Source organism: Arthrobacter sp. EPSL27 (assembly GCF_001512305.1).
Classification (GTDB): Bacteria; Actinomycetota; Actinomycetes; order Actinomycetales; family Micrococcaceae; genus Arthrobacter.
The window spans coordinates 804,318-830,872 of the sequence record NZ_LNUT01000005.1; the positions used below are offsets into that span (position 1 = coordinate 804,318).

Genomic DNA, 26,555 nt, shown 5'->3' on the forward strand with positions numbered 1-26,555 from the left:
CGGATTGCAGCTCGATTCCATCACCGATGGAACGGCGGCACATCATCTCCGGCGGGTGACCCGTCAGGCACAACCGCTACTGGCGAAGCACCTGTTGCTTAAGCGCGGCGAATTCCTCGGGGGTCAGCGCGCCGTCGTCCATCAGCGCCTTTGCCCGGGCGATCTGATCGGCCGGGTCGCTGCCGGCCGTCTGGCGTCCATAGCCTTCGGCGTCTTCCCGGGCGTCGCTTCGCGCTGCCTGCCGGAGCGCCATGGACTGCCCGAAGGCAATCAGATATGCCACGCCGCCCAGGACCGGAAGGAAGATCAGGACAATCACCCAGACAGCTTTGCTCCAGCCGGTGCGCGTGGAGTCGGAGAAAATATCCTTGACAATCAGGAAAAGCACCACCAGATAGGAAATGTAAAGAGCAAACGACATCATCAGCCAGAAATAGTCCCAGAAATTCATGCCTTTTCCTTTCAGCAGTATCAGCCGGGATCAGCCGCCCTCCGCCTGCCCGCATCATCCCACAATTGGCCCTGCGTCGGAACAGCCCCGGATCACCCCCGGCGGGTGAGGCAGACCCTCGGAACGAGGCCAACTATGGACTTACCTGCCAGTGATGGTGCTGCCAGGAGAATGCCGTCCGAGAGGGGCCACACATGGCGAAGCCGCAGCGAATCCCCGCACGATTACTGGCGGCCGGCGCAGCGCTGGCGCTTGTGTCCGGCTGCAGCACGGCGAGCCCGCCGTCGGGCACCACCAGCCCCGCAGCGACATCCTCGGGCCCGGGCACAGCCAGTCCGACGCCGACCGTTGCCCCGGTCTGTGCCGCCGCCGACGCCTTTGCCGACGCCCTCACCGCCTTCAAGGACAGCCTCAAACCCGGCGCAACCGTTGAACAAGTCCGTGCGGCGCGGGACCTGGTGGCGAAGACCTATGACGAGCTGGTCACGGCAACCGGGAACGCGGCCGCCGCCCGTGTCGATGCGGTCAAGGCTGCGGAGGACACCTTCACGGCCGCCGTCAACGACGTTCCCGACGACGCCACCCTCACCGATGCTGTCGATTCCCTGCGGGACGAAGCGGAAAACGTCCAGGGCGCCCTGAGCGACCTCGTGACGGAGGTTGAATGCTAGCCAGGTTGCAGTTCCTTCCGGCAGGGGTTCTTCCGGCGGGGGCTGCGTTTTACGAAAAGTGCCGCACCAAATGAAAGCAGGGGAACAAAGTGAACTTGTGGGAAAGCTTTTGGGAAATCTTCTGGTGGTTTTTCATTTTCTATGCGCTCTTCGCTTTTCTGTATGCCTTGTACATGGTCATTGCCGACCTGTTCCGTGACCATGAACTGAGCGGCTGGTGGAAGGCTGTCTGGATCGTATTCCTGGCGTTTGTGCCGTTCCTGACGCTGCTGGTGTACATGGTGGCGCGCGGCAAGGGCATGGCCGCCCGGTCCATGGAACGGGCCCGCCGGGACCAGTCGGAAGCCGATTCCTATATCCGCCGTGTCGCAGCCGCGAGCCCCACGGAGGAAATCGCCAAGGCGAAGGCCCTCCTGGATGCGGGAACCATCTCTCAGGATGAGTTCCAGCGGATCAAGACCAGGGTCACCAGCTGACCGTGGGCAGGGAACGGCGGATGCCACCGGGACCCTACCAGGCACACGCTGCGTCTCTACCCTGTGTCCACGGTGATCGAAGGAGGGCTCCATGGAGCCGGAACCAGCGGAATCAGCTCCACACCCGGCCCTCCCCCGTGCAACAGTCATCCTGCTCACCCTGGCGACTGCCGCCGTCGTGGCCTTCGGGCTGTCCGCCATGCGGGGAATTGTCATCCCCGTCTTCTTCGCTTTTGTTCTGACCCTCTGCGTCCACCCCTTGCGGCGCTGGATGCAGGGCCGCGGGATCCCGCGGGGCATCGCGACGGGCACCACCATTGCGGCCGTCTTTGCACTGCTCGCCGGTTTCGCCACCATCTTCATTGCCTCCCTCGCGCAGTTCTCGGCGCTGTTGCCCCAGTACGCTCCGCAGCTGGCCCAGCTGGGCGCTTCAATCACTGCGCTGCTCGAATCGGTGGGATTCGGCCCTGAGCAGACCCAGGCTGTGCTGGCGGGATTCACCCCCGGCCGGCTCATCAGCTTCCTCGCCGGCCTACTGGGAAACATCACGAGCCTCGTCACCAGCCTGGTGGTGATCCTGACCATGCTGATCCTGATGGCAGTGGACGGCTCCCGCATGCCAGCCGTCCTGACGCACCTGAATTACCACCGGCCCCACCTGGTCACCGCCTACAACGACTTTGGCCGCAACGTCCGCCGGTACATGGTGGCCACCACGGTCCTGGGAGTCGCCCAAGGCCTCTTCAACTGGCTGCTCCTGGCCATACTGCAGGTCCCGGGCGCCCTGCTGTGGGGGCTCCTCTCCTTCATTTGCAGCTTCATTCCCAACATCGGCTACTTCATCGCAATCGTCCCGCCGCTGTTTTTCGGATTCCTCACCGGGGGCTGGCCCACCGTGCTGGCCATCATCGTCATCTACGGCGGGATCAACACCATCATCCAGTCCATCATTCAACCCAAGTACGTCGGCAACGCCGTGGCCCTCAGCGAGACCATCACCTTCGCCTCGGTGCTGTTCTGGGCCGTACTCCTAGGCCCCGCCGGCGCGATCCTCGCCGTGCCGCTGACGCTCCTGGCCCGCACCATCCTCCTCGATTCCAATCCCGACGTCGCATGGTGGCGGCCGCTGACGGGAGACAAGAAAGCCCTCGAGGTCATCCTGAAGCAGGAAGACGAGGCGATCCGCGCACGCCGGGCCCGGCGGGGAACGGCAGGCCCCGGCCCCGCGAGCACACCGAAGGCGTGAGATGGCGCCGGTCAGTGGCCCGGGCCAGGGGACGTCCACGTGCTGAGCACCCTCACCAGCCTGCTGCTGTTCGCCCTCGCAGGAGCGATCAGCACCGTCCCCGTGAGCATCACCATCATGATCCTGCTCTCCCCGGACCCGCGCCGCGGCGCCGTTCCTTTCCTGATCGGCAGCGTCGCCGGCTCCATCCTGGTTGTAGGCTTCTCGGCCGTCGGGCTGCAGTTCCTGCCGGGCCGGCCCAGGCTGAGGCAGGACGAAACGGTGGCATGGATCGGGTTGGGTGTCGGCGTCCTGCTCATTGGCTACGCCGTTTACCTTTTCTGGCACGGCAGCAAAGCAGACAGCGCCGTGGTGGGCAAGATGAAGGCACGGTTCCAGTCCGCCCGGCCATGGGAATACGCCGTCCTCGGCCTGGGACTGAACCTGCGGCCAAAGTCGATCCTGCTGGCCGTCGCTGCCGGGGCGGTCATCAGCGTGCGGGAACCGCCCTGGTTCCAGGGCACCCTGCTGGTCCTCGCCTACGCCGTCGCCGTCCAGTCAGCAGTGGTTGCCCCGATCAGCATCTGGCTGCACTCGCCAGTTCGGGCCCAGGCACCGCTGACCGCGATTTATGACTGGATGCAGCGGAACGGGCAAACCATCGCGGCGGTCGCAACACTGGCGATCGGAGTGCTGCTTGTGATCTACGGGATCGGGCAGTTGTGAACATCAGCCGTGGGCAGCCCGGAACAAACGGAAGCGCCCCGGCGGTTCAACCGCCGGGGCGCTCCCTGCACCCTTAGACCAGCACGCTGCTCTTGATTTTTGCGAACTCGTCCTGGCTGATGGTTCCGGAGTCCAGCAGGGCCTTGGCCTTGGAGATCTCCTCTGCCGGGCTCGGTGAGGCCACCTGGCGGATGTAGGCATCCGTTGATTCCTGCTGCCGCTGGGCCCGCTCACTGATCCGCGTAGTCATGCCCTTGCCGCGGGCAATCAGGTACACCAGTACGCCCAGCAGCGGAAGGAACGCGAGGAACACAATCCATACGGCCTTCATCCAGCCGTTCAGTTCGTGGTCGCGGAAGATATCGCTAATGACCACAAACAACGCATACAGAAAGGCGATGAATGCGTACACATAAAAGAACCATAAGAAGATATTCCAAAAGTTTTCCCAGAAACTCATGTGGCTGCCCTGCTTTCAGTTGATGCGGCGTGGAAATGGTGCGCCTGGCTGCCTGACCAGTGGCAGATACCAACATTTTCTGCCCCTTCCAAGCCGCATTCCTCACCCGCTGCGGGTGAAATCCCGGGCGCAATTTCGAGGCTTCGGGACTCATCCCAGAATTGCGCCCTCGCCGGCCCCGGAGGGTTTCGGGTCGGGCAGCCGCCTCATCCGGAATGAGGTGAGCAGACCGGCCAGACCTGCCAGGAGCGGAACCACCAGGGCGATTTGGAGGGCAAGGGGCCGCGCTTCGGTGTTGATGCGGATCATCTCGTTCCTGACTTCCTCCGTTTCCCCGGCCAGCAGCTCCTGAAGCTGCGCGTCGCTCATCACCTGGGCGTCCTGCTCCAGGCTCTGCGCCACCTGCTGCTGCTGTTCGGGGGCAAGGACGGTGCTGGAGTCCGACATGCTGACGAAGATGGAGGACAGCGACGCGAGCATAATGCCGCCCGCGAACGCGAGCCCCAAGGACAACCCAAAGGACCCTGAGGCCGAGTTCACGCTGGCGGCCTCGCTGACCCGTTCGTCCGTGATCGGGGACAAGGTGTAGTTGTTGAGCTGGGACACCAGAAGCCCCAGGCCGCATCCGGCAATGATCAGGGGCGGCAGGAGCCACCAGCCGGAGTCTGCGCGCGGAACGATCGGAATCAGCACCACCAGCCCGGCGATCAAGAGCAGGAAGCCCCACATGATGAGGTTCGCGGGGCGGCGCTTCCCGGCCCGCTTGCCGGCAAGCATGGCGACGGCGAACATGGTCAACGACAGCGGGGCGATGGACAATCCCGCCTGCATGGCGTTGTAGCCCAGCACCATCTGGAGGTAGATGGGCAGCACGATCATGGTCCCGCCGAGCGCGATCTGCTGCAGCATCTGGCCCGTCGCACCAAAGCGGAAGCCATGGGACTGGAACAGGTCCGGGTCCAGCAGGGTCGCCTTGTGGAGCCGCTTGCGGCGGAGGAGCCAGTAGATCAGGCCGCCGAGCCCGACGGCGCCCACGGCCAGCAGCGCGCCCACCGATTCGCCGCCTTCCTGCCACACCAGGATGCCCAGCACAATGCCGCCCATGCCCACAATCGAGAGGACGGATCCGACGAGGTCCAGGGACCGGGAGCCCACAAAGGGAACGTCTTGAACGAGCTTGATGCCGGACAGCACCACCGCGATGATGACGGCCTCGAGCATAAAGGCGACGCGCCAGGACAGGAAGGTGGTGATAAAACCGCCCAGCAGGGGTCCGACCGCCGCGGCGATCGCAGCCGAGGCGCCCACGAGGGCATAAACCCTCTTCTGCGCCGCCCCCTCAAAGTTGCCGTGGATGAGGGACTGCATGGCGGGCAGCAGCAGCGAGGCACCGAGCCCGCCGATCACCGCCCAGAAGATGATGATCGGGAGGAGGCTTTGAGCCAGCGTCATTGAAAGGGCGCCGATGGCGTAGCAGACCAGCCCGATCACGTAGGCACGCTTGCGGCCGGACAGGTCGCCGATCTTTCCGCCGATCAGGATAAAGGCGGCGGAGACCAGCGCCTCAAGCGCAATTGCTGACTGGAGACCGCTGACGGTCGAGCCGATGTCCCGCACCACGGCGGAAATCGAGACATTCATGATTGAGGTGTCGACCACCAGGACGAACATCGCCATCGCCAGGAGCAACGCGAGTCTGCTGTCGAACGGCTCCGCCTGGGTGCCGCCGCCGTTGGGTGTGCTCATCTGCAATCGTCTCCCGCGGTGGTTGGGCATGCTCCCCCAAAACTAGCCATGGGACGGGGGCGGCGAATCATTCCCGGGGCATGAGGTTAGCGCGGCGTGGTCCCGGACTAGACGGGGGTGTCGTCACGGCCGTTGTCGACGGCGGGCTGCTGGGCCTGGACGGCCCTGAAGATGTTGCCGTGGATCTTGTCCTCGCCGATGCGGTCGATCACTCCGTCCCGTGCCAGGGTGGCCCGGACCGCGGGCTTGAGCCGGGCGAGGCGGAGGGTCACCCCCGCCTCGTGGGCGAGGTTGATGATGTCCGCCATCTTGGCCGCACCTTGCGAATCGACAAAGTTGATCCCCGCGCAGTCCAGCACGATGCCGGTCAGGTCCGGCGTCGAGTGGATGGTCCCGCGCAGCCTGTCCTCCAGCGCGTCGGCGGTGGCAAAGAAGAGGCCGCCGTCGAACCGGATCACCGCCACACCGGGGACCACCTCATCACCGGGGTGCGCGCCGGCTTCCCGGAAGACCTGCGTGCCCGGTTCCCGCACCAGGGCCGGCATCTCCGGATGGGTGGCCACCCGCACAAGCCAGATGAGCGAGAGTCCGATTCCAATGAGGACGCCCGCGAGCACACCGAAGACCAGGGTGCCAAGAATAGCTGCGACGGCAATCCAGAAGTCGAACCGCTGCACCCGGGCCAGCCGCCGCATTTCCGGCACATTTATCATGCCCATCACCACCGCTTCGATGATGAGCGCCGCCAGCACTGGTGTGGGCAGGTTGGAGAAGAGAGGCGCCAGGATGAGGAGGGTCAGCAGCACCGTGACGCCCGAGGTCAGGGAGGCCACACCGGTTTTCGCTCCGGAGTGGTCGTTCAGGGAGCTCGCTGACAGGCTGGTGGAGACCGGCATTCCCTGGAAGACGCCCGCCGTGGCGTTGGCGAGTGACTGGGCGGTCGACTCCTGGTTGATGTTGATCTGGTAGTGGTGCTTTGCCGCGAACGCCCGCGCGTCCCCCGCTGTCTGGGAGAACCCGATCAGCACCAGCGCCACCGCTGCGAGCGCCACTGTGCCCGCGTTGTCCCACATCAGCTGGCCGTCCGGCACCTCCAGGGACGGCAGCCCCCTGGGCACGTCGCCCACCAGCGCCACGCCCCTGGCGCCAAGGTCGAAGAGGGACGCCGCCAGCAGTCCGCCCACCACCAGTACCAGCGCGCCGGGGACCTTCGGCGCGACCGCCCGCAGGCCGAAGACCACGGCCAGTGAGACGAGCCCCACCACCGCGGTCGCCGGATGCGTTTCGCCCAGGGTCCCCAGCCAGGACCGCAGCTCCTGGAACGGGTTGGACCCGCTGACGTCGGTCCCGGTCAACTTCGGAAGTTCACCGATGACGACGTCGACCGCGGCACCGAAGAGGAATCCGGTGACCACGGCGCGCGACAGGAACTGTGCAATCCAGCCCATCCTGAGCACCGCGAGGAGGAAGAACAGGACCCCGGACGCGAGGGTGATGCCCGCGACGAAGGAGGCGACGTCCGTCCCGCCGGTGATGCCGGCCGCGACCACGGCGCTCGCAGCGACGGCGGCGAGCCCGGAGCTGGGCCCCATCGATATCTGCCGGCAGGAACCGAAGATGCCATACATGATGGCGCCGGCGGCGGCGGCATACAGCCCGTTTTGCAGCGGGATCCCGGCGATGCCGGCGTACCCCAGGTTCTTCGGGACGATCAGGGCTGCGACGGTGACTCCCGCGATCAGGTCGCCGCGCAGCCAGGCCCGGTCGTAGGAACGGAGCTGGCCGGCGATCGGCAACCCGGCGCGGTTTTGGCGCCGCGCCTCCTTTGTGCCCCGTTCCGCAGGTTGCTTGCCCATCAGGAGTCCGTGGCGGTGCTGTCCGTTCCGGCCCCGGCAGCTTGCGCGGACGTGCCGGCTGTTTGGGGCTGCGGGCGGGCCGGTCCGCCTGCTGCAACCTGGTCGGCGTCGACGGCGGCGAGGTTCCGGATCAGGACAATCAGCCAGGCGAACACCAGCGACGCGGCAATGAGCTCCACGGCTGTGAGGTTGTAGTAGCCGAACGGGAAGTACATCAGCACGGCGAAGGCGATGACGCCGAGGAACAGGGCGCCCAGCAGGTGGAAGGTGGCCGGGATGGCGGGCACCAGCGAGCGCATGCGGACGATGAGGGTGCCGAACACCACCACCATGCCGGAAGCTGCCGCCGTGTGGAGCCAGAACTGCTCATCGACGGGGAACAACCCCACGCACGCCAGGAGCACTCCGATCAGGATGATGCCGCCTTCCAGCTGCCGGGCCCGGTGCGACGCCGTTGCGTCCTCCGCTTCAAGGGTCTTCGTCGCGTAGCCGGCCAGGGTCGTCACCACGACGCCGGCGACGATCAGGGTGACGTTGAACGTCACCCCGGAAATGTCGGAGCTCATGCCAAGCGCGCTTAGGTTCTCCTCCCACCATTGGGGGTCTTCCGCCGTCAGCATGCTGGTCAGCACCCCGGTAACAAGGAAGACGGCCAGGAGCGCCGCGAGCCGGTAGGCGTTCATGGTGACCGCCGACAGGTACGCGGCGTACGCACTGACGGCACCTGTGGTTCCGGCGAGGATGGCCGCTGCCAGGGGGTAGAGGACGGCGCCCACGAACGCCCGCTGAAAGACCGAGAACAGCACCAGCCAGCCGAGCAGGAAGATGCAGGCGTGCGCCAGGGCGAGGGCCGATATGTCGATGATGGTGCGGGTCCGGCCGCCCGCGCGCCCCTGTGCCGGGTCCAGTGCACGGCCGTGCAGGGATCCGATCACCACCGCTGCCGCACCGAGGACTGCGGTCCCCACCGCAGCGATGGTGCCCACCGAACCCCGGCCGGACAGCGTGGCTGGCTCGCGCCCCACCAGCAGGAGCCCGGTCACGGCGAGGATGAGGAACCCCGCAGCGCCGATCACCAGCGCCCGGGACTCGGAGGTGACTGCCGCGTGCTTCTTAAGGGCCAACATCGCTAACTCCGCTTCCCCGGGGCTCGGTGCATGGTGGAATGCCGTTCCGGAGTACCCCACACGCTATGACGGCGGCGGGCGGATGCCGTCACCCGTAAGGGATGAAACCACGCTGCGGCCCCCGCGTCCCGGCGGTCACCAGATATCCCTCCCCGATATGGCACGCAGGGTGTTGAATAGTACTAGGTCCGCACCGCTGCCGGGTGCAGCGGACCGCAGGACCGGCTGCGTTGGTTTGCCGGAGCATTGGGGTCCGGCGGGAGACGGGGCCGGCGACGCTCGAGAACCCTCTGAGACCGGGGTTCTCTCCCCCAGCCGTCGTCGGCCCCTTGGTCTGCCCGGGGTTGGGCTTGTTGTCCTAGCGACCGGCGCCGGGGGCCTTGACCGCGAGCACAGGACGGTCGGCCTGGAAATTCTCAGGAAGCCGTCACCGCCCCGTAGCAACCCGCACGGCTTCCCGCATAGATGTTGTGGGCCGGCCGATGAGCCGGCTGAGGTCCCCGCTGGTCACGAGCAACTCGCCGCGGGCTACGCCACGGTCGCTGTCCGCAAGGATGGCCGCGTACGCCGCCGGCAACCCTGCCTCCGTCAGCACCTCCGCGTATTGCTCCACGGGCAGGTCCTGGTACGTCACCGGCTGCCCGGCGGCGGAGCTGACCTCTTGGGCCAGCTCACGCAGGGTGAACGGCACGTCGCCGCCAAGCTCGTACACCGTTCCGGCCTGGTCTTCGAGAAGGAGCACCGACGCGGCGGCGTGGGCGTAGTCGGCGCGGGTGGCGGCACTGACGCGTCCCTCGCCGGCGCTGCCCAGCACGGCGCCGTGCTGGAGGTAGCTGCGCAACTGGTCGGTGTAGTTCTCCAGGTACCAGCCGTTGCGGAGCAGCGTGAACGGCAGCCCGGACTCTTTCAGGGCCGACTCGGTGGCTTCGTGCTCGGCCGCCAGCTGCATCCCCGTGCTGCCGGCGTTGGCGATGCTGGTGTAGGCGATCAGCCCGACGCCGGCATCCTTGGCGGCGGCGATGGCGTTCCGGTGCTGGTCCAACCGCTGGCCAACCTCGCTGCCGGAGATGAGCAGCACCTTATCCGCGCCCGCGAATGCCCGGCGCAGCGACTCCGGGTCGCTGTAGTCCACCTTCCGGACCTGGACGCCCTGCTCGGCGAGGTCCGCGATTTTGGTCAAATCCCGGCCTGCGGCCACAATCCGCGCCGCGGGCACGTTCTGATCGAGGAGTGCTTCAACAACAAGGCGTCCGAGCTGCCCGGTGGCGCCGGTGATAACGATGGTCATGATGGTCCTTTTACCGAGGGATGTCTTACCTCCACAGCAACGGCGCCGGATCAACAAAGCTTCCCTGGAGAGAGTACGCACTTAAAAGTAAGGTACTGGTATGCAAGTAAGTACGGACTCTGGCCCATCCGCCATCGAGGGCGCAGACGGGATATTTCCCGCCGGTTGCCCCAGCCGCACGGTCCTCGACCACGTCTCCAGCAAGTGGGGCGTGCTGATCCTGGTCGCGTTGTGGAAGGGTCCACAACGCTGGAGCGAGCTGCGCCGCCGCGCAGAGGGCATCAGCGAGAAGATGCTCGCCCAAACGCTCAAAACGCTGGAAGCAGACGGCTTCCTCCGCCGCGATGCCCAGCCGGTCATCCCGCCCAGGGTCGACTACAGCCTCACCGACCGTGGCCGCGGGCTTGTTGCCGTACTGCTCCCCCTGGTGACCTGGATAGCCGAGCACGCAGCGGAAATCATCGGCTCCCCCGGCACCGCAGACTCCGCCGGCGCTCTGGACGGGACAGCAGCACCGTGACGCACCTCGATCTCGACGTGCGCTGGTACGCGGGGACGCGGGGCCGCCGACACAGTGCGGCACCGCCGATCCAGGTGCACTTGGCCGCGCCCAACACTGTCCTGCTCCGGCAGAGCATTGCGAGCAATTTCGAGGCCCCATTCCTCTATCTGCTGTTCGGCGAGGAGCGCGCCCTCCTCCTCGATACGGGTGCGACGGCAGACGCCACCAGGTTTCCGCTCCGGGCGACCGTCGACACCCTCATTGAGGACTGGCTGCGCGGCCATCCAAAGGACGGCTACGAGCTCATCGTCGCCCACTCGCACGCCCACGGGGACCACGTCGCCGCGGACGGGCAATTCACGGGCCGGCCCCACACCCGGATCGTAGGGCATTCCGCCGAAGAGGTCGCCTCGTTCTTCGGGATCGGCGGCTGGCCCCGGGGCACGGCCCGCGTCGACCTTGGCGGCCGGGTGCTTGAGGTGATCCCGACGCCGGGCCACCATCCGTCCGCCGTCGTCATCTATGACGAGGCAACGGGCATGCTGCTCACCGGAGACACGGTCTACCCGGGCCGGCTCTACGTGCAGGACTTTCCGGCGTTCCAGGATTCGCTGGGCAGGCTCTGCGATTTCAGCGCCTCGCATCCGGTCAGCGTGGTGCTCGGCGCCCACGTCGAAATGATGGCCCGGCCGTTCAAGGACTTTCCGCTCGGATCGACCTGGCACCCTGGTGAAGCGCCGCTCCCACTGACGGCCGTGGACCTGGAGTCGGTCCGGGATGCGGCGGCCCGGATCGCCGGCCGCCCCGGGGCGCACCGGTTGGCCAACTTCATCATCTGGAACGGGCCCTGCCGGTGGGAGTCCGCGGTCCAGTCCGTCCGGTTCTTCCTTTTCAGGGCATTTGGCCGGTAGCACTCCCAGCTGCCAGGGACCTCCGGTGAAAGTCCGTATGCCACACATCAATGGCGTGGCCATAGCCATCGGTGACGACGTACTCGGGCCAGCGGTCAAAGGCCGAGCAGGGGTGGGATATCCCGAAGTCGGCCACATCCGTGACGTCCAGCCCGCTCGCCCCGGTAAGGACCGCATGGTGGTCGAAAAGTTGATGCACGACGGCGGTTGCCCCCGCCTTGGGGACACCGTCCGCGGTGCGCGCCGACAGGAAGACCGGCAATCCGGCGTCGTAGGGCAGGTCCCTTTTGCCGGCACCAACCACGGCCATTCCCTCCTCCGGGACGGACAGGATGACGGCCCGGACCGAAAGCGCGGGTACCAGGCCCGGCACCGGGCTGACGCCGGCGTAGGTGCCGTGATCATGGGTAACGTAGCAGCCGGACCGGAGAATCCTCCGTGTTCCGGGCAACTGGCTGTCATCGGGAAGGTGTTCCACCACGCGGTCCGGGAACGCGGACCCGCCCATGGAATAGATCGGGGCGGCGGTTTCAAAGTACTGTGCGGTTGCCCCGAACACATCCCGCACCAGCTGGCAGTGCCGGTCGACGGCGGCGACCGTGGACTCCGCCCGGCTGTTGGGCACCACGCCCTCGTAGCCGGCGACACCGGCGAGCCGGAGACCGGGGGTGCCATGGACCAGCCCGGCGAGCCGCACGGCATCGTGCAACCGCCGGACTCCGGTGCGTCCTCCCGGTGTTCCGACGTCGATCAGCACCTCAAGGCTGACGGCCGCGCCGGCGAAAACCCGGGCCGCCGCGTGGACACCGGCCTCCGAATCCACGAAACAGCGGATCTCCCGGCCGAAGCCTTCCTCCAGCCATGACCGGATGCGCATCAGGCCGTACCCGTCCACTACTTCATTTGCGATCAGGACGTGCCGGTACCCCCACCCCAGTGCCGAGCCGGCCTGGTCCACCGTGGCGACGGTGACGCCGACGGCACCTGAAGCCACCTGGCGGGCGACGATCGGTGCCGACATCGTCGTCTTGACGTGCGGGGCAAGGTCCACGCCGCGCTGCCGGCACCATGACGCCATCACTCCGATGTTGTTCTCAAGGGCCTCAAGGTCGAGCCGCAACTGCGGGTATGCCGGAGCAGTAAGTCCCCTGGCCGGCACAACAGTGTCAGCTCCGTGCTGGTGCTGGTTCGGGCTGCTCACAAGGCTCCTTAGTGGTCAGGGGCAGGGCCGCCCGCCGCGCCGGACACGGGCCGGGATACCGCTGCGGGCCATGCGTTGATTGTGTCATGTGCCTAACCGCCGCGGACCGGCACACCGCACACCCGCCGGATAGCGTGCCCGGGTGGATAATGGCACCGTCGGATAAGGGCACGCGAAGCAGCGCCCGGCGTGTACGGGGAGGGAGTCCGGATGCAGTCTGCCCCACGGATCACGGTGGAAGTACCGGTGCTCGCCGTCGGTTCCGGAGCCTCCGACTACGAGGAACTGGGCAGCCGCGTCGATGCCCTGCGCAAGCCACAGGGACTCCACCTGACCCTGTTGCACATCGGCGTGCTGCCGGACCTCGCCCGCGACATCGCGGCCTGGACCAAAGGCATCACCACCGCCGAAGCAGCCATCGGCACCACCGTCGAGTGGCTGGAGGGGCTGCCGGTGCTGGGCGGGTTCTCCGCGAGCTCCGCGAAGCTGGTCCTGCTCGGCGGCGGCCGGGTCAGCGGCCTTGAAGTGGATGTCCCACAGCACGTCCGTGACTACCAGGTGTCCCTGGTGTCCGCCCTGCATGAACTGCTGGACGCTCTGCTGGTGGACAACGTGGACGACTTCATCCTCAGCTCGCGGGCCCTCGGGTTCCGGTACCCGCACTGGACCCCGCACGTCGCCGTTGGCCGGCCGCGGGTTGGGGACGCCGGGCCGCAGGAGATTGAGCCGCTGGAACTCCGGTTCGGTGACTCACGGATCAGGAACCGCCAGTTCCTCCCGGGCGTCCCGTGACGGTCCGCAGTGCGGGCATCCTGCTCTACCGCCGGACCGCGGGCACTGACGGCACAACTGGCGCCCCAACCGGCGGCACGCCGGTGGAGGTCTGGATCGCCCACATGGGCGGGCCGTTCTGGTCTCGCAAGGATGACCGTGCCTGGTCGATCCCCAAGGGCGAATACGACGACGGCGAGGACCCGCTCGCTGCCGCGCACCGCGAGTTTGCCGAAGAAATGGGAACCCCCGCGCCGCCCGCCGACTACTTCCTGCTGGGTTCCTTCCGGCAGCCGTCGGGAAAAGTCATCACGGTCTTCTCGGCCGAAGCCGACTTTGCCCCCAGCCAGATCGTGAGCAACACCTTTCCGCTGGAATGGCCGCGGGGATCCGGCACCGTCCGGCACTTCCCCGAAGTGGACGACGCCCGGTGGGTCGAAGAGTCCGTGGCCAGGATCAAGCTGGTCAAAGGCCAGCTACCGGTCCTGGACGCCCTCATGGAACACCTGGCCGGAAGCGGCGGGTGACTGGCGCCGGCCCGGGCCGGACTCCCGCTGAGCCCGTTCGGCCATTGCTGGCCCGGCGGCATACTGCCATCCTTGGGTAATCCGCACTCCCGGAAGCGAACGAAGGGAAAGTCGATGCCGCTCTACCTGTCCAAGTTCAGCTACACCCCAGAAACCTGGGCCAGAATGATCAGCAACCCGGAGGACCGCACGAAAGCGGCCCGGGCCTACATCGAATCGGTCGGCGGAAAACTCCACGGCTTCTGGTATGCCTTCGGCAGCCATGACGGCTACAACCTGTGGGAGGCCCCGGACAACGTCTCGATGGCCGCCGTGGCACTGGCCATCACCGGCGGCGGCGCCCTGAGCTCGTTCGAGACCACCGTGCTGTTGAGCGTCGACGAAACCCTGGACGCCCTGCGGGTGGCCAGCCAGGTCTCCTACCGGCCTCCGGGCGCCTGAGGACCAAGCCAACCGACGGGAGGTCCCCATGAAAGCCACCGAACCCGACCGGCGGCACGAGCAGACGCCCAGCCAGCGCGCGGCAAGCCTCAAAGAACGCGTCTACATCAGCTTCACGGCGCTGGCCGTGGTGCTGGCGTTGAGCAGCCACGCGGACGAGACAACGCCCGCTGCGGCGGCGGCCACCCTCACCATCGTGGTGGTCGGTTCCCTGCTGGGCATCTTCGTCGCCGACCTGCTGAGCCACCTCACGGTCCATGGTGTGCTTCCCAGCGGCCCGGAACTGAATTCCATGATCGCCGTCAGCACCGGGGCGCTCAGCGTCCTGGTCACGCCCTTGCTGCTGCTCCTCGCGGCCGGCCTGGGGCTCTGGTCCACGGCAGTGGCTCTGCAATGGGCCATCGTGGTCCTCGTCGTCGCCCTCCTGGTGATCGGTTACCTCGCCATCCGCCGCCTTGAGCTGCCGGCCCACCACAAGGCAGTGATCGTCCTTGCCGAGGTCACGCTGAGCCTCGCGGTCATCGGTCTAGAGCTCCTGGCTCACAGTCTCTGACGCGAAGGGCTCCGGGGACCAAGCGGCTGCCCCGTTCGTTGAACCGGGTAGCCCCCGCCACCACGCCATCCCAAGGAGCCCCCTTTTTGCTGATCGTATTCATTGGAATTGACGGGTCCGGCAAGACGACGGTGGCCGAGGCCACACTCGAGGCGGCCCGCCGGGCCGGGACAGACGCCCTCCTCCTCCGCAACTACGCCGGACGCCGGGTGATGTCCCTACTCGGCGCCCGCCTGGGCCGCCGGCTCCCGCCGCGGGCCGCGGACTTCGTCGAAACTGCCATCCGCACGGTCAACGTCCTGAATTCCCACCGGCGTGCCCGGAACTTCCGCGGCCTGGTGGTCATGGACCGCCACCTCCAGTGCCAGCTCGCGCTCCGCGAAATGTACGGACTGCCCCGGGGACGGTTCCTGCCCTGGCTCCTCCGCACGCTCCCCGCGCCGGACCTGGTCATCTACCTGGACATCGACCCGCGCGAGGCGCATGCACGGATCCTCACCCGCGGCACCGACTCCGAACGGCTGGAGGACCTGGCAGCGCTGCACGACGCCTACCAGGCCCTCCCCGAGTCTGCCGGATTCACCAGAGTCGCTGCCGGCGGGCACCCGGACGAGGTGCTCGTCCGGGTGCAGAAGGCCATCTCCGGGGCTTCAATGCGGGCCTAACGGGCCAGGAACTCCTCGTGCTGGCGGTGCGCTTCGGCGACCAGCTCGCGGATCTTGTCGATGTCCTTGGCCTTGTTCCGGTACTTGATGTCCATGGTCACGATCTGCGCCTCCTCCGCGGTCAGCGCCCGGTAGATGCGCTCACGCTCGGACGCATCCGCCGTGTACTCGAGGTCGAGGTAGTTGACGGCGTGGCGGCGGGCGTTGTTGATCGACGTCTGCGCCTTGCCGGCCGGGCTGAGCAGCGAGGCCACCACCGTGATGACCAGCACCCCGATGATGACGCTGAGGGACAGCCCCGTGCTGATCTCGATGACGGGGACAGGTTCGCCGTCGTTGATGAACGGCAGGTTGTTCTCATGCAGGGCATGGAGCACCAGCTTGACGCCGATGAAGGCGAGGATGGCCGCCAGGCCATACGCGAGGTAGATCAGGCGGTCCAGGAGTCCGTCGATCAGGAAGTAGAGCTGGCGGAGGCCCATCAGGGAGAACGCCGTCGCCGTGAAGACGATGAAGACGTTCTGCGTCAGGCCGAAAATCGCCGGGATGGAGTCGAGGGCGAAGAGGATGTCGGTGCCGCCGATGGCAACCATCACCAGCAGCATCGGCGTCAGCGCCCGCTTGCCGTCCTGGATGGTGAAGAGCTTGTCGCCGTCGTAGTGCTCCGTGGTGTGGAAGAGCTTCCGGGCGATCCTGATGATGAAGTTGTCGGCGTGGTCGTCGCCGTGGGAATCCGGCCGGAGCAGGTTGCCGGCGGTGATCAGCAGAATCAGGCCGAAGATGTAGAACACCCACGCGAAGGAGTTGATCAGCGCGGCCCCCAGGAAGATAAACCCGGTGCGGGCGAGCAGTGAGAAGACGATGCCGAAGAGCAGCACCTTCTGCTGGTCTTCCCGGGGTACCCGGAAGCTGGCGATGATAATGAGGAACACGAACAGGTTGTCCACGGAGAGGGCCTTCTCCGTGATGTACCCGGCGAAGTATTCCGATCCCATCGCCGTGCCGCCGAACACCCACACCAGGATGCCGAACACCACGGCCAGGCCCACGTAGAGCGCTGACCACGCGGCCGCCTCTTTCAGCGTGGGAACGTGCGCCTTGCGGATGTGGAAGAAGTAGTCGAAGGCCAGCAGTGCCACGATCACCGCAATGGTAATGGTCCAGATAAGGGGAGAAACTGTCATGGCTGCTCAACTTCCGTGAAGGTGCCGGCACCAGCGTCCAGCGATGTCCGGTTATCAGATGGTATGCGGAATTCAGGCACTGGTGGCATCTTGGACCTCACCCACCAGTTCCTCGATGATGTCCTCAAGGAACAGCACACCCGTGGTGACGCCGTGGGCGTCAAACACCCGGGCAACGTGCGCCCCCGTGCGGCGCATCACGGCCAGGGCGTCTTCGAGTTCGCTGCCGCTGAACGCGGAGGCAAGCTTGCGGATCCGTTTGGCCGGAACCGCCTCGTTGAACGCGGCCGGCGTCGTCAGGTCCATGACGTCCTTCAGGTGCAGGTAGCCGGTGGGGGCCCCGTCGTCGTTCGTGAGGATGTAGCGCGAGTACCCGTGGCGGGCGACGGCCTGCTGGATGTCGGCCGGCGTGGCGTCGGACGGCAGGAGCACCATGGACCGGATCGGCACGGCTACGTCGGCCACGGTCTTGGCGGTGAATTCGAACGCCGCGGTCAGGGTGCCGCTGGTGTCCGACAGCATCCCGTCCCGGGTGGACTGCTCCACGATGTTCGCCACTTCGTCCAGGGTGTAGGCGCTGGTGGCTTCGTCCTTCGGCTCCACCTTGAAGAGCCGCAGAATCGAATTGGCGATGCCGTTCAGGGTCCAGATGACCGGTTTGAAGACGCGGGCCACCATCACCAGTGGCGGCGCCAGGATCAGCGCCGCCCGGGTGGGCACGGAGAAGGAGATGTTCTTCGGCACCATTTCGCCGAAGACCACGTGCAGGAACGTCACGAGCAGCAGCGCGACGACGAACGCCACGATGCCGATCGTCTCCGCGGACATGGACGTCAGCCCGAGGGGAATCTCCAGCAGGTGGTGGATCGCCGGCTCCGACACGTTCAGGATCACCAGGGAGCAGACCGTGATGCCCAGCTGGCTGGTGGCCAGCATCAGGGTGGCGTGCTCCATTGCCCAGAGCGTGGTTTTGGCGGCTTTGCTGCCGGCCTCCGCCTTGGGCTCGATCTGGGAACGACGTGCCGAAATGACGGCGAACTCGGCGCCGACGAAGAACGCGTTGACCACCAGCAGGATGACGAGCCAGATGATGCCTGGCAGATATTCACTCATGGGTCAGCTCCTGCGTGAGGTTGTCGATGATCCGGTCATGCGCACTCCGTGGAGGCTGCGCGGATTCGTCCGGTGTGAACCTGAGCCGCTCGACGTGGGTCCCCACCACACGCTCCACGCGCAGGGTTCCGCCGTCGATGGCCACCACGTCGCCGAGTTCGGGGATCCGGTCCAGCCGGTCCGTCACGAACCCTGCCGTGGTGTCGTATTCCTCACCGTCCGGCACGGCAATGCCGGTCCGGTCCAGGAGTTCGTCCGGCCGGAGGGCCGCGTCGAAGGTCAGCGAGCGGCCGGTCCGGACGACGCCGGTCCGGGCACGGTCGTGCTCGTCTTCCAGTTCGCCGACGATTTCCTCGACGAGGTCCTCAAGCGTCACGATGCCGGCGGTGCCGCCGTGCTCGTCGGAAACAATGGCCACCTGCAGGCCCTGCCGGCGGAGCAGGCCGAGGAGGGTGTCCACCCCCATGGACTCTGGGACCCGCAGCGGCTCGATCATCATGTCGGCGGCCAGCACCCCGTCCCGGTCGCCGAGGGCTACCGCGAAGGCCTGCTTGACGTGCAGCACCCCCAGGACGTCGTCCCGGTCCCGCCCGATCACGGGGAAGCGCGAATAGCCGGTGGCGGATGCCAGTGCGACGATCTGCGCCGCGGTGTCATCGGATCCGATGGTGGCCATCCGCACCCGCGGCGTCATCACGTCGGCGGCGCTGTGCCCGGAGAAGCGCAGCGTCCGGTGCAGCAGCGCGGCATGGTCGACGTCGAGCACGCCTTCCAGCGCCGACCGGCGCACCAGCGAGCTCAGCTCCTCGGCGCTGCGCGCTCCGGAGAGCTCCTCCTTGGGCTCGATGCCGAAGGACCGGATGATGGAGTTGGCAGTGTTGTTGAACAGGAGAATCACGGGTTTGAAGACGGTGGTGAACAAGGCCTGGAACGGGACCACCACTTTGGCGGTGGCCAGCGGAAGGGCCAGGGCGAAGTTCTTCGGAACCAGTTCGCCGATCACCATGGAGAACACAGTGGCCAGGAAGATGCCGGCGACGGCGCCCACGCCGGGGACCAGCGATTCCGGCAGCCCGGCGGCCGTCAACGGCCCGCTCAGCAGCTTGCTGATGGCCGGTTCAAACGTGTAGCCGGTGAGCAGCGTGGTCAGGGTGATGCCGAGCTGCGCCCCGGAGAGGTGCGTCGACGTGATCTTGAGGGCCTTGATGGTGGGGGCGAGCCGCTTTTCCCCGCGCGCCTGGCGCGTCTCCAGGTCGTTGCGGTCCAGGTTCACGAGGGCGAACTCGGAGGCAACAAACATTCCGGTGCCGACCGTCAGGATGAGGCCAACGCCGATCATGATCCATTCATACATTCGGGCGCCCCTCTCCTGTAGTGGCCGGCAATCCGGCCAGGAAGTCGAGGGGCGAGGGCATATGTGAAGGAGGGTCGTCCATAGTGCCTGCCAGTCTATCCGTATCGGCCGTTCCGCCGGGGAGCGCTCCGCTGCGGGCGAAACGCGCGGTGGCCCGCAGCCCGCCGCTGGTTCACCGCGGCCAAGGGCAGCGGCGTTCGCACAGCACTTTCACAGGAAAGCGCTATTGCAGATACAGCGGGATCCACGAGAATGAAACGCAACCGATAGTGCAATCCGCGGACTTGTTGGCGGTGCACTTCGCCCCCGGAGCAAGCGTCGTGGCCTCCCGGACCGTAAGGACGCGGACTTGCACCGACTAGTGATGGGTTGCCCCGCATGCTGACTCTGCGCAAGAACGTCCTTCCGGCGGTCCTGGCGGTGCTGCTCCTGTCGGCGACGGCCTGCACGTCCGAGTCCGCGGCGGGTTCCCCGCCCGGCGGCGCGGCCGACAGGTTCGTCGAACCCAACGTTGACGCGCCCCGGCTGGAACCGGCGGCCGGGGTGGGTGCGCGGGCGGTGCTGGACGCCTTTGAATCCCGTGATCTGGTGGGCCACCTCGAGGCGCTGCAAAAGATCGCTGACGACAATGACGGCAACCGCGCGTCCGGGACCTCCGGATACGAGGAGTCCGGCCGTTATGTCGAGGAGCAGCTGCGTGCGGCCGGGTACACGCCGGTCCGGCAGACGTTCAAGTTCCGGGGCGGCGGCAAGAACCGGAAAGACGTGGAAAGCTTCAACATCATCGCCGAGACCGGCGGCAATGCCGAGAACACCGTGGTGGTGGGCGGACACCTGGACTCGGTGGAGGACGGCCCGGGGATTAACGACAATGGCAGCGGCGTCGCTGCCGTGCTGGAGACCGCCAAGTGGATGAAGGAAAGCGGGACCACCCCGGCCAACCGGCTGGTGTTCGCCTTCTGGGGTGCCGAGGAGAATGACCTCGACGGTTCCCAGCACTACGTGGACGAGCTGAGCAAGGCCGAAAAGAACCAGATCGCCGCTTACCTGAACGTGGATATGGCCGCCTCACCCAACGGCCTGCGGTCCTACCATGACGGCGACGGCTCCGACTTCGGCGATGCCGGACCGTCGGGCTCGGACAGGATCGAGGACGTCTTCGCCCGGTATTTCAAGGAGGTCTCCCTGCCGGCGGAGTCCACGGTCTTTGACGGCGGTTCCGACTACGAACCGTTCCTGCGGGCGGGGATACCTGTCGGCGGGCTCTTCAGCGGCGACGTTGAGAAAAAGTCCAAGGCCCAGGTGCAGTCTTTCGGCGGGACCGCCGGCAAGGTCATGGATTCCTGCTACCACGAGGCCTGCGACACCATCAAAAACACCAATGCTGACCTGCTCAAGGAGATGGCCGCCGCTCTGGCCTACGCCACGGCGTCCTACGCTGCCGCCCGGGGCTGACCGCCGGACATGCGCACCCACCGCCTGATCATTTCCTGCAGACCATGGCCGTGCGCGGTGCCGAGCAGGTACAAATAAGTCATGGCGACCTCTCCTCTCGTGCTCGGCCCCATGATGCGGTACGTGGATGAGACCTCCGCGAGTGTCTGGGTGGAGACCCGGGATGCCGCCCGGGTCTCCATCCGCGCCGGCGGCAGGTGCTGGGAGGCCGGCACGTTTGCCGTTCACGGGCACCACTACGCGCTGCTGGAGCTGGACGGGCTGGAGCCGGGAACGGTCACGCCATACGCCCTCGACATCAATGGCACGCAGGCATGGCCCGATTCCGGAGCAGTGTCTCCGTTTCCGTTTCCTTTTCCGCCGTCGATGATCGCGACGCTGCAGCCGGGCAAGCCACTGCGGATGGCCTTCGGCTCCTGCCGGACCAGCGTCCCGCACGACAAATCGGGCAACCGGACCCACGGCGTCGACTCCCTGCGGGCCTACGCCCTGGCGATGGCGTCCGGCGGCGACCTGCCCTGGCCGGACCTGGTGGCCTTCCTCGGCGACCAGGTGTACGCCGACCTCACCAGCGAGCAGATGCAGGAGTTCATCCGCGCCCGGCGCGACATCAAGGAACCGCCCGGGGAGGAGCTCAAGGACTACGAGGAATACGCCCACCTCTATTACCTGGCGTGGTCCGACCCGACCAACAGGTGGCTGCTCTCCACACTGCCCAGCGCCATGATCTTTGACGACCACGACATCCGCGACGACTGGAACACGTCCCTCAGCTGGAAAAAGGAGATGGAGGCGACGTCCTGGTGGCACGGCAGGATCGTCGCCGGGCTGGCCTCGTACTGGGTCTACCAGCACCTGGGCAACATGTCCCCGAAGGAGCGCGCCGCGGATGCCATCTGGCAAATCATCACCCGGCACGCGGGCGGGGACGAAATCGATGTGAGCGACGAACTGGACCGGTTCGCGGACCGGGCCGACCAGGATCCCGGGTCCTACCGGTGGAGCTACTGCAGGGACTTCGGGGACACCAGGCTCGTCGTGGTGGATTCCCGCGCGGCCCGGGACCTGACGCCGGACCGCCGCGCTCTGGTGGACCGGGCGGAAATGGACTGGCTCAACGACCGGATGCGCGGCGGATTCCGCCACCTGCTGGTGGCAACGTCGCTGCCCTTCCTGCTGCCGATGGGCCTGCACTACGTCGAGTCCTGGAATGAGGCCATCTCCCAAGGGGCGTGGGGGAAACGCGCCGCCCGGGCCGGCGAAACGCTGCGCCAGGCCGTGGACCTTGAGCACTGGGGGGCCTTCCAGAACAGCTTCCGGGACGTCGCGGGGATGGTGGCCGAGGTGGCCGACGGCAAGCGCGGCCCGGCACCGGAAACCATCACCTTCCTCTCCGGCGACGTCCACTACTCCTACGTTTCGGAGGTGGAGCGCACCTCCGGCAGCCGGATCGTGCAGGCCGTCTGCTCCCCCATCCGCAACCCCCTGCCGCGGCTGATGAGGTCCTTTGCCGCCGTTATGTCCTACGGCCTGGCCACGCCCGTGGGCGCCCTGGTGGCGCGCTCGGCCAAGGTCCCGGACCCGCCGTTCCGCTGGTCCGGCGTCAAGGGGCCGTGGTTCGACAACAACCTCGCCTGCCTGGAAGCCGCCCCCGAAGGGCTCAAACTGTGGTGGCAGACCGGCGTGGTGGAGGGCGGCGACCACCTGCACCCCGGGCTGAAACTCGTCTCCTCCGTCACGGTGGTCCCGCGTGGGGCCGAAACCGGCGGAAAGCGCCTGTAATGCTGCGCCGGCTTCCCTGGAACCCGGCCGCCGCGCTGGACACGGCACTGTTTGTCTTCAGCGGCGTGGCCGCGCTCTGGCTGGCCACCTTGCTCCTCGAGGAAAGCCTGCGGCCGTCCATGGCCTGGTTCCTGATCGTGTTCTGGGCCGCCCTGGCGTACCTGGTTTTGCCCCGGGTGCACCGGATCCTGACCAGGATCTATCTGCCTGATTACTTCATTGGCCGGGCCCGGACCAGCGACGGCCTGCTGGGCGACCCCGTCAACGTGGCCCTGCTCGGGAGCGAAGACCAGATCCACGCCGCCATGCGCCGGGCGGGCTGGACCCGGGCTGACGACGTCGATCTGGCCAGCAGTCGGCGGATCATCCTGTCGACGCTGACCCGGCGCAGCTATGACGAGGCGCCGGTGAGCCCGCTGTTCATCTTTGGCCGCCAGCAGGACTTTGCCTACCAGCAGGAGGTGGGCGGGAGCCCCGGCAAACGGCATCACATCCGCTTCTGGCACTGCCCGCCGGGCTGGGCGCTGCCGGGCGGCGCCAGGGTGGACTGGCTGGCCGCCGGCACGTACGACCGGTCCGTCGGGCTGTCGCTGTTCACCCTGCAGATCACCCACAAGATCCAGGAGAACACGGACGACGAAAGGGACTACGTCGTGGCCTCGCTGCAGTCGGCCGTGCCCGAGGCCGACGTCACGGTGATCCGGGATTTTTCGACCGGTTACCACGCGCGCAACGGAGGCGGTGACACGATTTCCACCGACGGGGACCTGCCGGTGGTGGACCTCACGCGGCTGTCCGGGGTACCGGCAGGGCCGCCGCAGGCGCCGGCGAACGGCCGGAACAGGCGGCCTGCCCCTACCCTGTTCGGGGGTGTTCTCGTATTTTTGCGCGGAATCGCTGCCCTCGTTTTGGCTGTCTCGCTGCTGACCGGCGTCCATCCCGCCGCGGCAGCCGTATCAGCCGGACCGCCGCCGGCCGCCGCGACGGTCCTGGCGGTGTTCGGTGTCGGAGAGATGTTCCTGGCCTGGGGTATTCTGCGGGGCGGCAATCTCGCCAGGGTCGTGGCGATGCTTCTCAGTACCGCAGCAATCGTGGTTCAGGCTGCCAGCGTCCTGGGCGGCGGCCCGCCCATCGACTTCGGCACCAACCTGCTGGGCCTGTCCCTGGATATCCTCCTCATCATCGCCCTCTCCAGCGTGCGTTCCCGCAGGTACGCGCGGAACCGCCGTGAACGCAGGGTCCGGAGCAGCCGCGTCACGGCCGGACTGGCGTAACTCCACGTCAGGCCGGGTGGTGGTCGGTGCCGCGCATGCGGATGGCCACCAGGATTCCCGACAGTGCGGTGAGTGCCCCCACGACGCCGACGGCGACCGGGATGCCGTAGGCGTCGGCGACGACGCCGGAGAGCAGCGCGCCGACGGCGAACCCGCCGTCGCGCCACAGCCGGTAGATGCCCACCGACCGTGCGCGCCATTCGGGATGCGCAACGTCGCCGATGGCCGCGAGCAGGGTGGGGTACACCATGGCGGTGCCCAGGCCCAGGAGGGCGGCCGCGGCCAGCCAGATTCCGAAGTCCTGGCCGGCGGCGATCATCGCCAGGGCGGCGGCCTGGACCAGCATGCCGCCCACGATCAGCCATTTCCGACCGTACTTGTCCGACAGCGCGCCGGTGAAGAGTTGGGCGGCGCCCCAGACCGCAGGGTAGACGGCGGCGAGGATGCCGATCTTTTCGATAGTCAGCCCTGCGGCGGCGAACAGGACGGGGAAAAGCCCCCAGGCGAGGCCGTCGTTGAGGTTGTTGACCATGCCGGCCTGGCTGACTGAGGAAAGCGACTTGTCCCGGAAGCTGGTGAGGGTGAAGATTTGCCGGTTGCTGAGTTGCCCGTGGGCGGCGGCGTGGGCGTTCGTGTGGTTGGCCGCTTCGAGCCGGGCGTGGCCCTGGGTTTCCTTGACGGCGAGGACCGACAGCCCGAGCCCCAGTGCGATGTAGGCGGCGCCCAGCAGGAACGGCCCGGGCCGCAGTCCGTATGTGGCGGCGATGTAGCCGGTGGCCAGCGCGGTTCCGGCGACGCCGAGGTAGCCGGCCGCTTCGTTCAGGCCCATGGCGAAGCCGCGACGGGAGGGGCCCACCAGGTCCATTTTCATCACGACGGTGGTGGACCACGTGAGGCCCTGGCTGATGCCCAGGATCACGTTGGCGGCGACGATCCAGCCCCAGCTCGGTCCGAGGATCAGCATCAGCGGGACGGGCAGGGCGATGACCCAGCCCGTGATCAGGACGGGCCTGCGGCCGTAGCGGTCCGACAGGGTGCCCGCGAAGTAGTTGGTGGCGGCCTTGGCGACGCCGAACGCGAGGATGTAGGTCAGCGCCGACGTGTAGAGGTCCAGCTGGAAGACCTGCCCGGCCAGCAGCGGGAGCACGGTGCGCTCCTGGCCCAGGGTGCCTCCGACGAGGGCGTTGACGGCCACGAGGAGCATGAACTGGCCCAGGTTCTGCCGCAGGCCCAGCGTGGTGCCGGTGCGGCGCGGCCTGCGGCGCAGGGAGTCGGTGTTGCCGGAAGTCATGGTGCTCCACGTGGTCGGGGACGAACACTGCAGGCGGCCCCAGTGCCGGGGCCGCCTGCGGTGTGTGTCAGGTATTGCTGGTGGGGGTTAGCGGGCGGAGACGGTGGCCGGTGCCTGCTGGTGGGCGGTCCAGGCGGCGTAGCTGCCGTCGAGTTCGACGACGTCGTACCCGGCGCGGCGCAGCGCGCTGGCCGCGACGGAGTTCCGGACCCCGCTCTGGCAGTAGCTCACGATGGTGCCCTGGGCGGGGAGTTCGTCCAGGTGCCACATCACCCGGCCGCCGCTGAGCTGGTACGAGCCCGGGATGTGCCCGGCCTTGTGCTCGGTGCGGTTGCGCACGTCCAGGACCATCGCGGCGTCGAAGCCCTCGAGCTCCTCGGGCTGGATGAGCTTCGGGGTGCTCGTGGGCAGGCCCTCGAAGCCGGTGACGTAGCCGGCGACCTTGTCGATGCCAACGCGGACCAGGTGATCCCACATCTCCTGCGCGGAGTCCTGGTCCGGGGCCAGCAGCACCAGCGGGTTCTTATCGGTTTCCGGGTTCACGACCCACGCGCCGAAGCTGGCCACGGACTTGCCGGCCGGAACGTTCAGGGAACCGGTCACGGTGCCCTGGTGGACCTGGTCGTTCGAACGGGTATCAATGAAGGTCACCGTGTCCGCTGCGAGGTCTTTGGCGACCGTGGCGAGGTCCAGTTCCTGCAGGGGTGCGCGTTCGCCCATCACGGCCGGGCCTTCGCGGTTTTCGCGCTTCATCCGGCCGAAGTAGGCGTGCGCGTCGGGCTGGCCGTCGAGGAGTTCGTCGATGAAGCCCTGCTCGTCGTCCGCGGCGAGGTAGGGGCCCCACCAGGCGTAGAGCCGCTCGTACCCGACCGTGGAGGACGGGATCGCGCCCAGGGCCTTGCCGCAGGCGCTGCCGGCGCCGTGGGCCGGGTGGACCTGGACGTAGTCCGGCAGGGTCAGGAACTTATCCCGCAGGCTGGCAAAGAGCTGCTTCGCTCCCACGAAGCGGGTATCGACCCCGCCGGCAGCCTCGTCGAGCAGGTCCGGGCGGCCCAGGTCGCCGGAGAACACAAAGTCACCGGAGAGCAGGTACCCGGCCTGGTCGCTGAACGCGCCGTCGGTGACCAGGAACGAGAGGTGTTCCGGGGTGTGGCCCGGGGTATGCAGGGCCTTGATCGTGATGTTGCCCAGGGTGATCGTGTCGCCGTCGAACAACCGCTCCCCCTCGAACCCGTACTGCCAGTCCGGTCCGCCTTCGCCGGAGACGTAGATCTTCGCACCAGTGGCTGCGGCCAGCTCGCGGGTGCCGGAGAGGTAGTCGGCGTGGATGTGGGTCTCGGTGACCGCCACGATCTTCATGCCGTTCTTCGCCGCCAGCTCCTGGTACACCGCAATATCCCGGCGGCCGTCCACGACCACTGCTTCGCCTTTAGCCTGGCAGCCGATCAGGTAGCTGGCCTGGGCAAGATCCTCATCATAAATACGTTCCAGCAGCATGTGCTCTC

26 protein-coding genes are annotated in these 26,555 nt (G+C 67.1%); 14 read left to right on the plus strand and 12 right to left on the minus strand.

What is annotated here, in order from left to right:
* Positions 1-76: 76 nt before the first annotated feature.
* On the minus strand, positions 77-451 hold the full coding sequence (locus AR539_RS14640) for a PLDc N-terminal domain-containing protein (RefSeq protein WP_066438357.1): 375 nt from the start codon (positions 449-451) through the stop codon (positions 77-79).
* 194 nt (positions 452-645) lie between these two features.
* On the opposite strand from AR539_RS14640, the gene AR539_RS14645 reads away from it, so the two are divergent.
* From AR539_RS14645 to AR539_RS14660, 4 genes are all read left to right on the plus strand, one after another.
* A complete protein-coding gene (locus AR539_RS14645) occupies positions 646-1,122 on the plus strand; it encodes a hypothetical protein (RefSeq protein WP_066438359.1) in 477 nt (158 codons plus the stop codon).
* Between the two features lie 173 nt (positions 1,123-1,295).
* The gene (locus tag AR539_RS14650; protein ID WP_331457492.1) at positions 1,296-1,598 is read left to right on the plus strand and encodes an SHOCT domain-containing protein; all 303 of its coding nucleotides are present in this window, start codon (positions 1,296-1,298) and stop codon (positions 1,596-1,598) included.
* Positions 1,599-1,689: 91 nt separating this feature from the next.
* Positions 1,690-2,844 carry an AI-2E family transporter gene (locus AR539_RS14655; protein ID WP_066438367.1) on the plus strand — a complete coding sequence of 385 codons (1,155 nt, stop codon included), beginning with the start codon at positions 1,690-1,692 and terminating at the stop codon, positions 2,842-2,844.
* A gap of 39 nt (positions 2,845-2,883) precedes the next feature.
* Positions 2,884-3,549 carry a GAP family protein gene (locus tag AR539_RS14660; protein WP_066438369.1) on the plus strand — a complete coding sequence of 222 codons (666 nt, stop codon included), beginning with the start codon at positions 2,884-2,886 and terminating at the stop codon, positions 3,547-3,549.
* 73 nt (positions 3,550-3,622) lie between these two features.
* On the opposite strand, the gene AR539_RS14665 is transcribed toward AR539_RS14660, so the two are convergent.
* The 5 genes from AR539_RS14665 to AR539_RS14685 all read right to left on the minus strand — a co-directional run bounded on the left by AR539_RS14665 (position 3,623) and on the right by AR539_RS14685 (position 10,026).
* A complete protein-coding gene (locus tag AR539_RS14665) occupies positions 3,623-4,009 on the minus strand; it encodes an SHOCT domain-containing protein (RefSeq protein WP_066438370.1) in 387 nt (128 codons plus the stop codon).
* Between the two features lie 150 nt (positions 4,010-4,159).
* Positions 4,160-5,755, minus strand: coding sequence for an MFS transporter (locus AR539_RS14670; protein WP_066438372.1), 1,596 nt, complete (start codon positions 5,753-5,755; stop codon positions 4,160-4,162).
* Between the two features lie 107 nt (positions 5,756-5,862).
* A complete protein-coding gene (locus tag AR539_RS14675) occupies positions 5,863-7,611 on the minus strand; it encodes a SulP family inorganic anion transporter (RefSeq protein ID WP_066438375.1) in 1,749 nt (582 codons plus the stop codon).
* Entirely contained in the window at positions 7,611-8,738 is a 1,128-nt protein-coding gene (locus AR539_RS14680; protein WP_066438377.1) for a hypothetical protein, read from the minus strand. The genes AR539_RS14675 and AR539_RS14680 overlap by 1 nt, the downstream gene beginning before the upstream one ends.
* Positions 8,739-9,165: 427 nt before the next feature.
* Positions 9,166-10,026, minus strand: a complete 861-nt coding sequence (locus tag AR539_RS14685; protein WP_066438380.1) for an SDR family oxidoreductase — start codon at positions 10,024-10,026, stop codon at positions 9,166-9,168.
* 100 nt (positions 10,027-10,126) lie between these two features.
* Between AR539_RS14685 and AR539_RS14690 the strand changes: the two genes are divergently transcribed.
* A complete protein-coding gene (locus tag AR539_RS14690; protein ID WP_066438382.1) occupies positions 10,127-10,546 on the plus strand; it encodes a winged helix-turn-helix transcriptional regulator in 420 nt (139 codons plus the stop codon).
* The gene (locus tag AR539_RS14695; protein ID WP_082699380.1) at positions 10,543-11,439 is read left to right on the plus strand and encodes an MBL fold metallo-hydrolase; all 897 of its coding nucleotides are present in this window, start codon (positions 10,543-10,545) and stop codon (positions 11,437-11,439) included. Before AR539_RS14690 ends, AR539_RS14695 begins: the two co-directional genes overlap by 4 nt.
* On the opposite strand, the gene AR539_RS14700 is transcribed toward AR539_RS14695, so the two are convergent.
* On the minus strand, positions 11,420-12,640 hold the full coding sequence (locus tag AR539_RS14700; RefSeq protein ID WP_066438389.1) for an alanine racemase: 1,221 nt from the start codon (positions 12,638-12,640) through the stop codon (positions 11,420-11,422). The genes AR539_RS14695 and AR539_RS14700 overlap by 20 nt on opposite strands.
* A 210-nt stretch (positions 12,641-12,850) precedes the next feature.
* On the opposite strand from AR539_RS14700, the gene AR539_RS14705 reads away from it, so the two are divergent.
* From AR539_RS14705 to AR539_RS14725, 5 genes are all read left to right on the plus strand, one after another.
* Positions 12,851-13,432, plus strand: coding sequence for a hypothetical protein (locus AR539_RS14705; RefSeq protein ID WP_066438391.1), 582 nt, complete (start codon positions 12,851-12,853; stop codon positions 13,430-13,432).
* Positions 13,429-13,938, plus strand: a complete 510-nt coding sequence (locus AR539_RS14710) for an NUDIX domain-containing protein (RefSeq protein ID WP_066438396.1) — start codon at positions 13,429-13,431, stop codon at positions 13,936-13,938. The genes AR539_RS14705 and AR539_RS14710 overlap by 4 nt, the downstream gene beginning before the upstream one ends.
* A 114-nt stretch (positions 13,939-14,052) precedes the next feature.
* Positions 14,053-14,379: a GYD domain-containing protein gene (locus AR539_RS14715; RefSeq protein ID WP_066438398.1), complete on the plus strand. Its 327-nt coding sequence runs from the start codon at positions 14,053-14,055 to the stop codon at positions 14,377-14,379.
* A 28-nt stretch (positions 14,380-14,407) separates the two neighbouring features.
* A complete protein-coding gene (locus AR539_RS14720; protein WP_066438400.1) occupies positions 14,408-14,932 on the plus strand; it encodes a hypothetical protein in 525 nt (174 codons plus the stop codon).
* An 86-nt stretch (positions 14,933-15,018) separates the two neighbouring features.
* Positions 15,019-15,597 (plus strand): dTMP kinase, encoded by a 579-nt coding sequence (locus AR539_RS14725; RefSeq protein ID WP_066438405.1) that lies wholly within the window; start codon positions 15,019-15,021, stop codon positions 15,595-15,597.
* Here the strand turns inward: AR539_RS14725 and AR539_RS14730 are convergent.
* From AR539_RS14730 to AR539_RS14740, 3 genes are all read right to left on the minus strand, one after another.
* Complete coding sequence (locus AR539_RS14730) at positions 15,594-16,781, minus strand: TerC family protein (protein ID WP_066438410.1); 1,188 nt, start codon at positions 16,779-16,781, stop codon at positions 15,594-15,596. The genes AR539_RS14725 and AR539_RS14730 overlap by 4 nt on opposite strands.
* Before the next feature lie 72 nt (positions 16,782-16,853).
* Positions 16,854-17,894, minus strand: a complete 1,041-nt coding sequence (locus AR539_RS14735) for a hemolysin family protein (protein ID WP_066438413.1) — start codon at positions 17,892-17,894, stop codon at positions 16,854-16,856.
* Positions 17,887-19,248 (minus strand): hemolysin family protein, encoded by a 1,362-nt coding sequence (locus AR539_RS14740; protein ID WP_066438416.1) that lies wholly within the window; start codon positions 19,246-19,248, stop codon positions 17,887-17,889. The genes AR539_RS14735 and AR539_RS14740 overlap by 8 nt, the downstream gene beginning before the upstream one ends.
* 378 nt (positions 19,249-19,626) lie before the next feature.
* On the opposite strand from AR539_RS14740, the gene AR539_RS14745 reads away from it, so the two are divergent.
* From AR539_RS14745 to AR539_RS14755, 3 genes are all read left to right on the plus strand, one after another.
* The gene (locus tag AR539_RS14745; protein ID WP_066438418.1) at positions 19,627-20,703 is read left to right on the plus strand and encodes a M20/M25/M40 family metallo-hydrolase; all 1,077 of its coding nucleotides are present in this window, start codon (positions 19,627-19,629) and stop codon (positions 20,701-20,703) included.
* Between the two features lie 81 nt (positions 20,704-20,784).
* Entirely contained in the window at positions 20,785-22,485 is a 1,701-nt protein-coding gene (locus tag AR539_RS14750; protein ID WP_066438422.1) for an alkaline phosphatase D family protein, read from the plus strand.
* Positions 22,485-23,759, plus strand: coding sequence for an LssY C-terminal domain-containing protein (locus AR539_RS14755; RefSeq protein WP_157361024.1), 1,275 nt, complete (start codon positions 22,485-22,487; stop codon positions 23,757-23,759). The genes AR539_RS14750 and AR539_RS14755 overlap by 1 nt, the downstream gene beginning before the upstream one ends.
* A gap of 7 nt (positions 23,760-23,766) precedes the next feature.
* Here AR539_RS14755 and AR539_RS14760 read toward each other — a convergent pair whose 3' ends face one another.
* Together AR539_RS14760 and AR539_RS14765 are read right to left on the minus strand one after the other, a co-directional pair.
* Positions 23,767-25,050, minus strand: a complete 1,284-nt coding sequence (locus AR539_RS14760) for an MFS transporter (protein WP_066438425.1) — start codon at positions 25,048-25,050, stop codon at positions 23,767-23,769.
* A gap of 87 nt (positions 25,051-25,137) precedes the next feature.
* Positions 25,138-26,547 carry an MBL fold metallo-hydrolase gene (locus AR539_RS14765; protein ID WP_066438427.1) on the minus strand — a complete coding sequence of 470 codons (1,410 nt, stop codon included), beginning with the start codon at positions 26,545-26,547 and terminating at the stop codon, positions 25,138-25,140.
* Between the last annotated feature and the right edge of the window lie 8 nt (positions 26,548-26,555).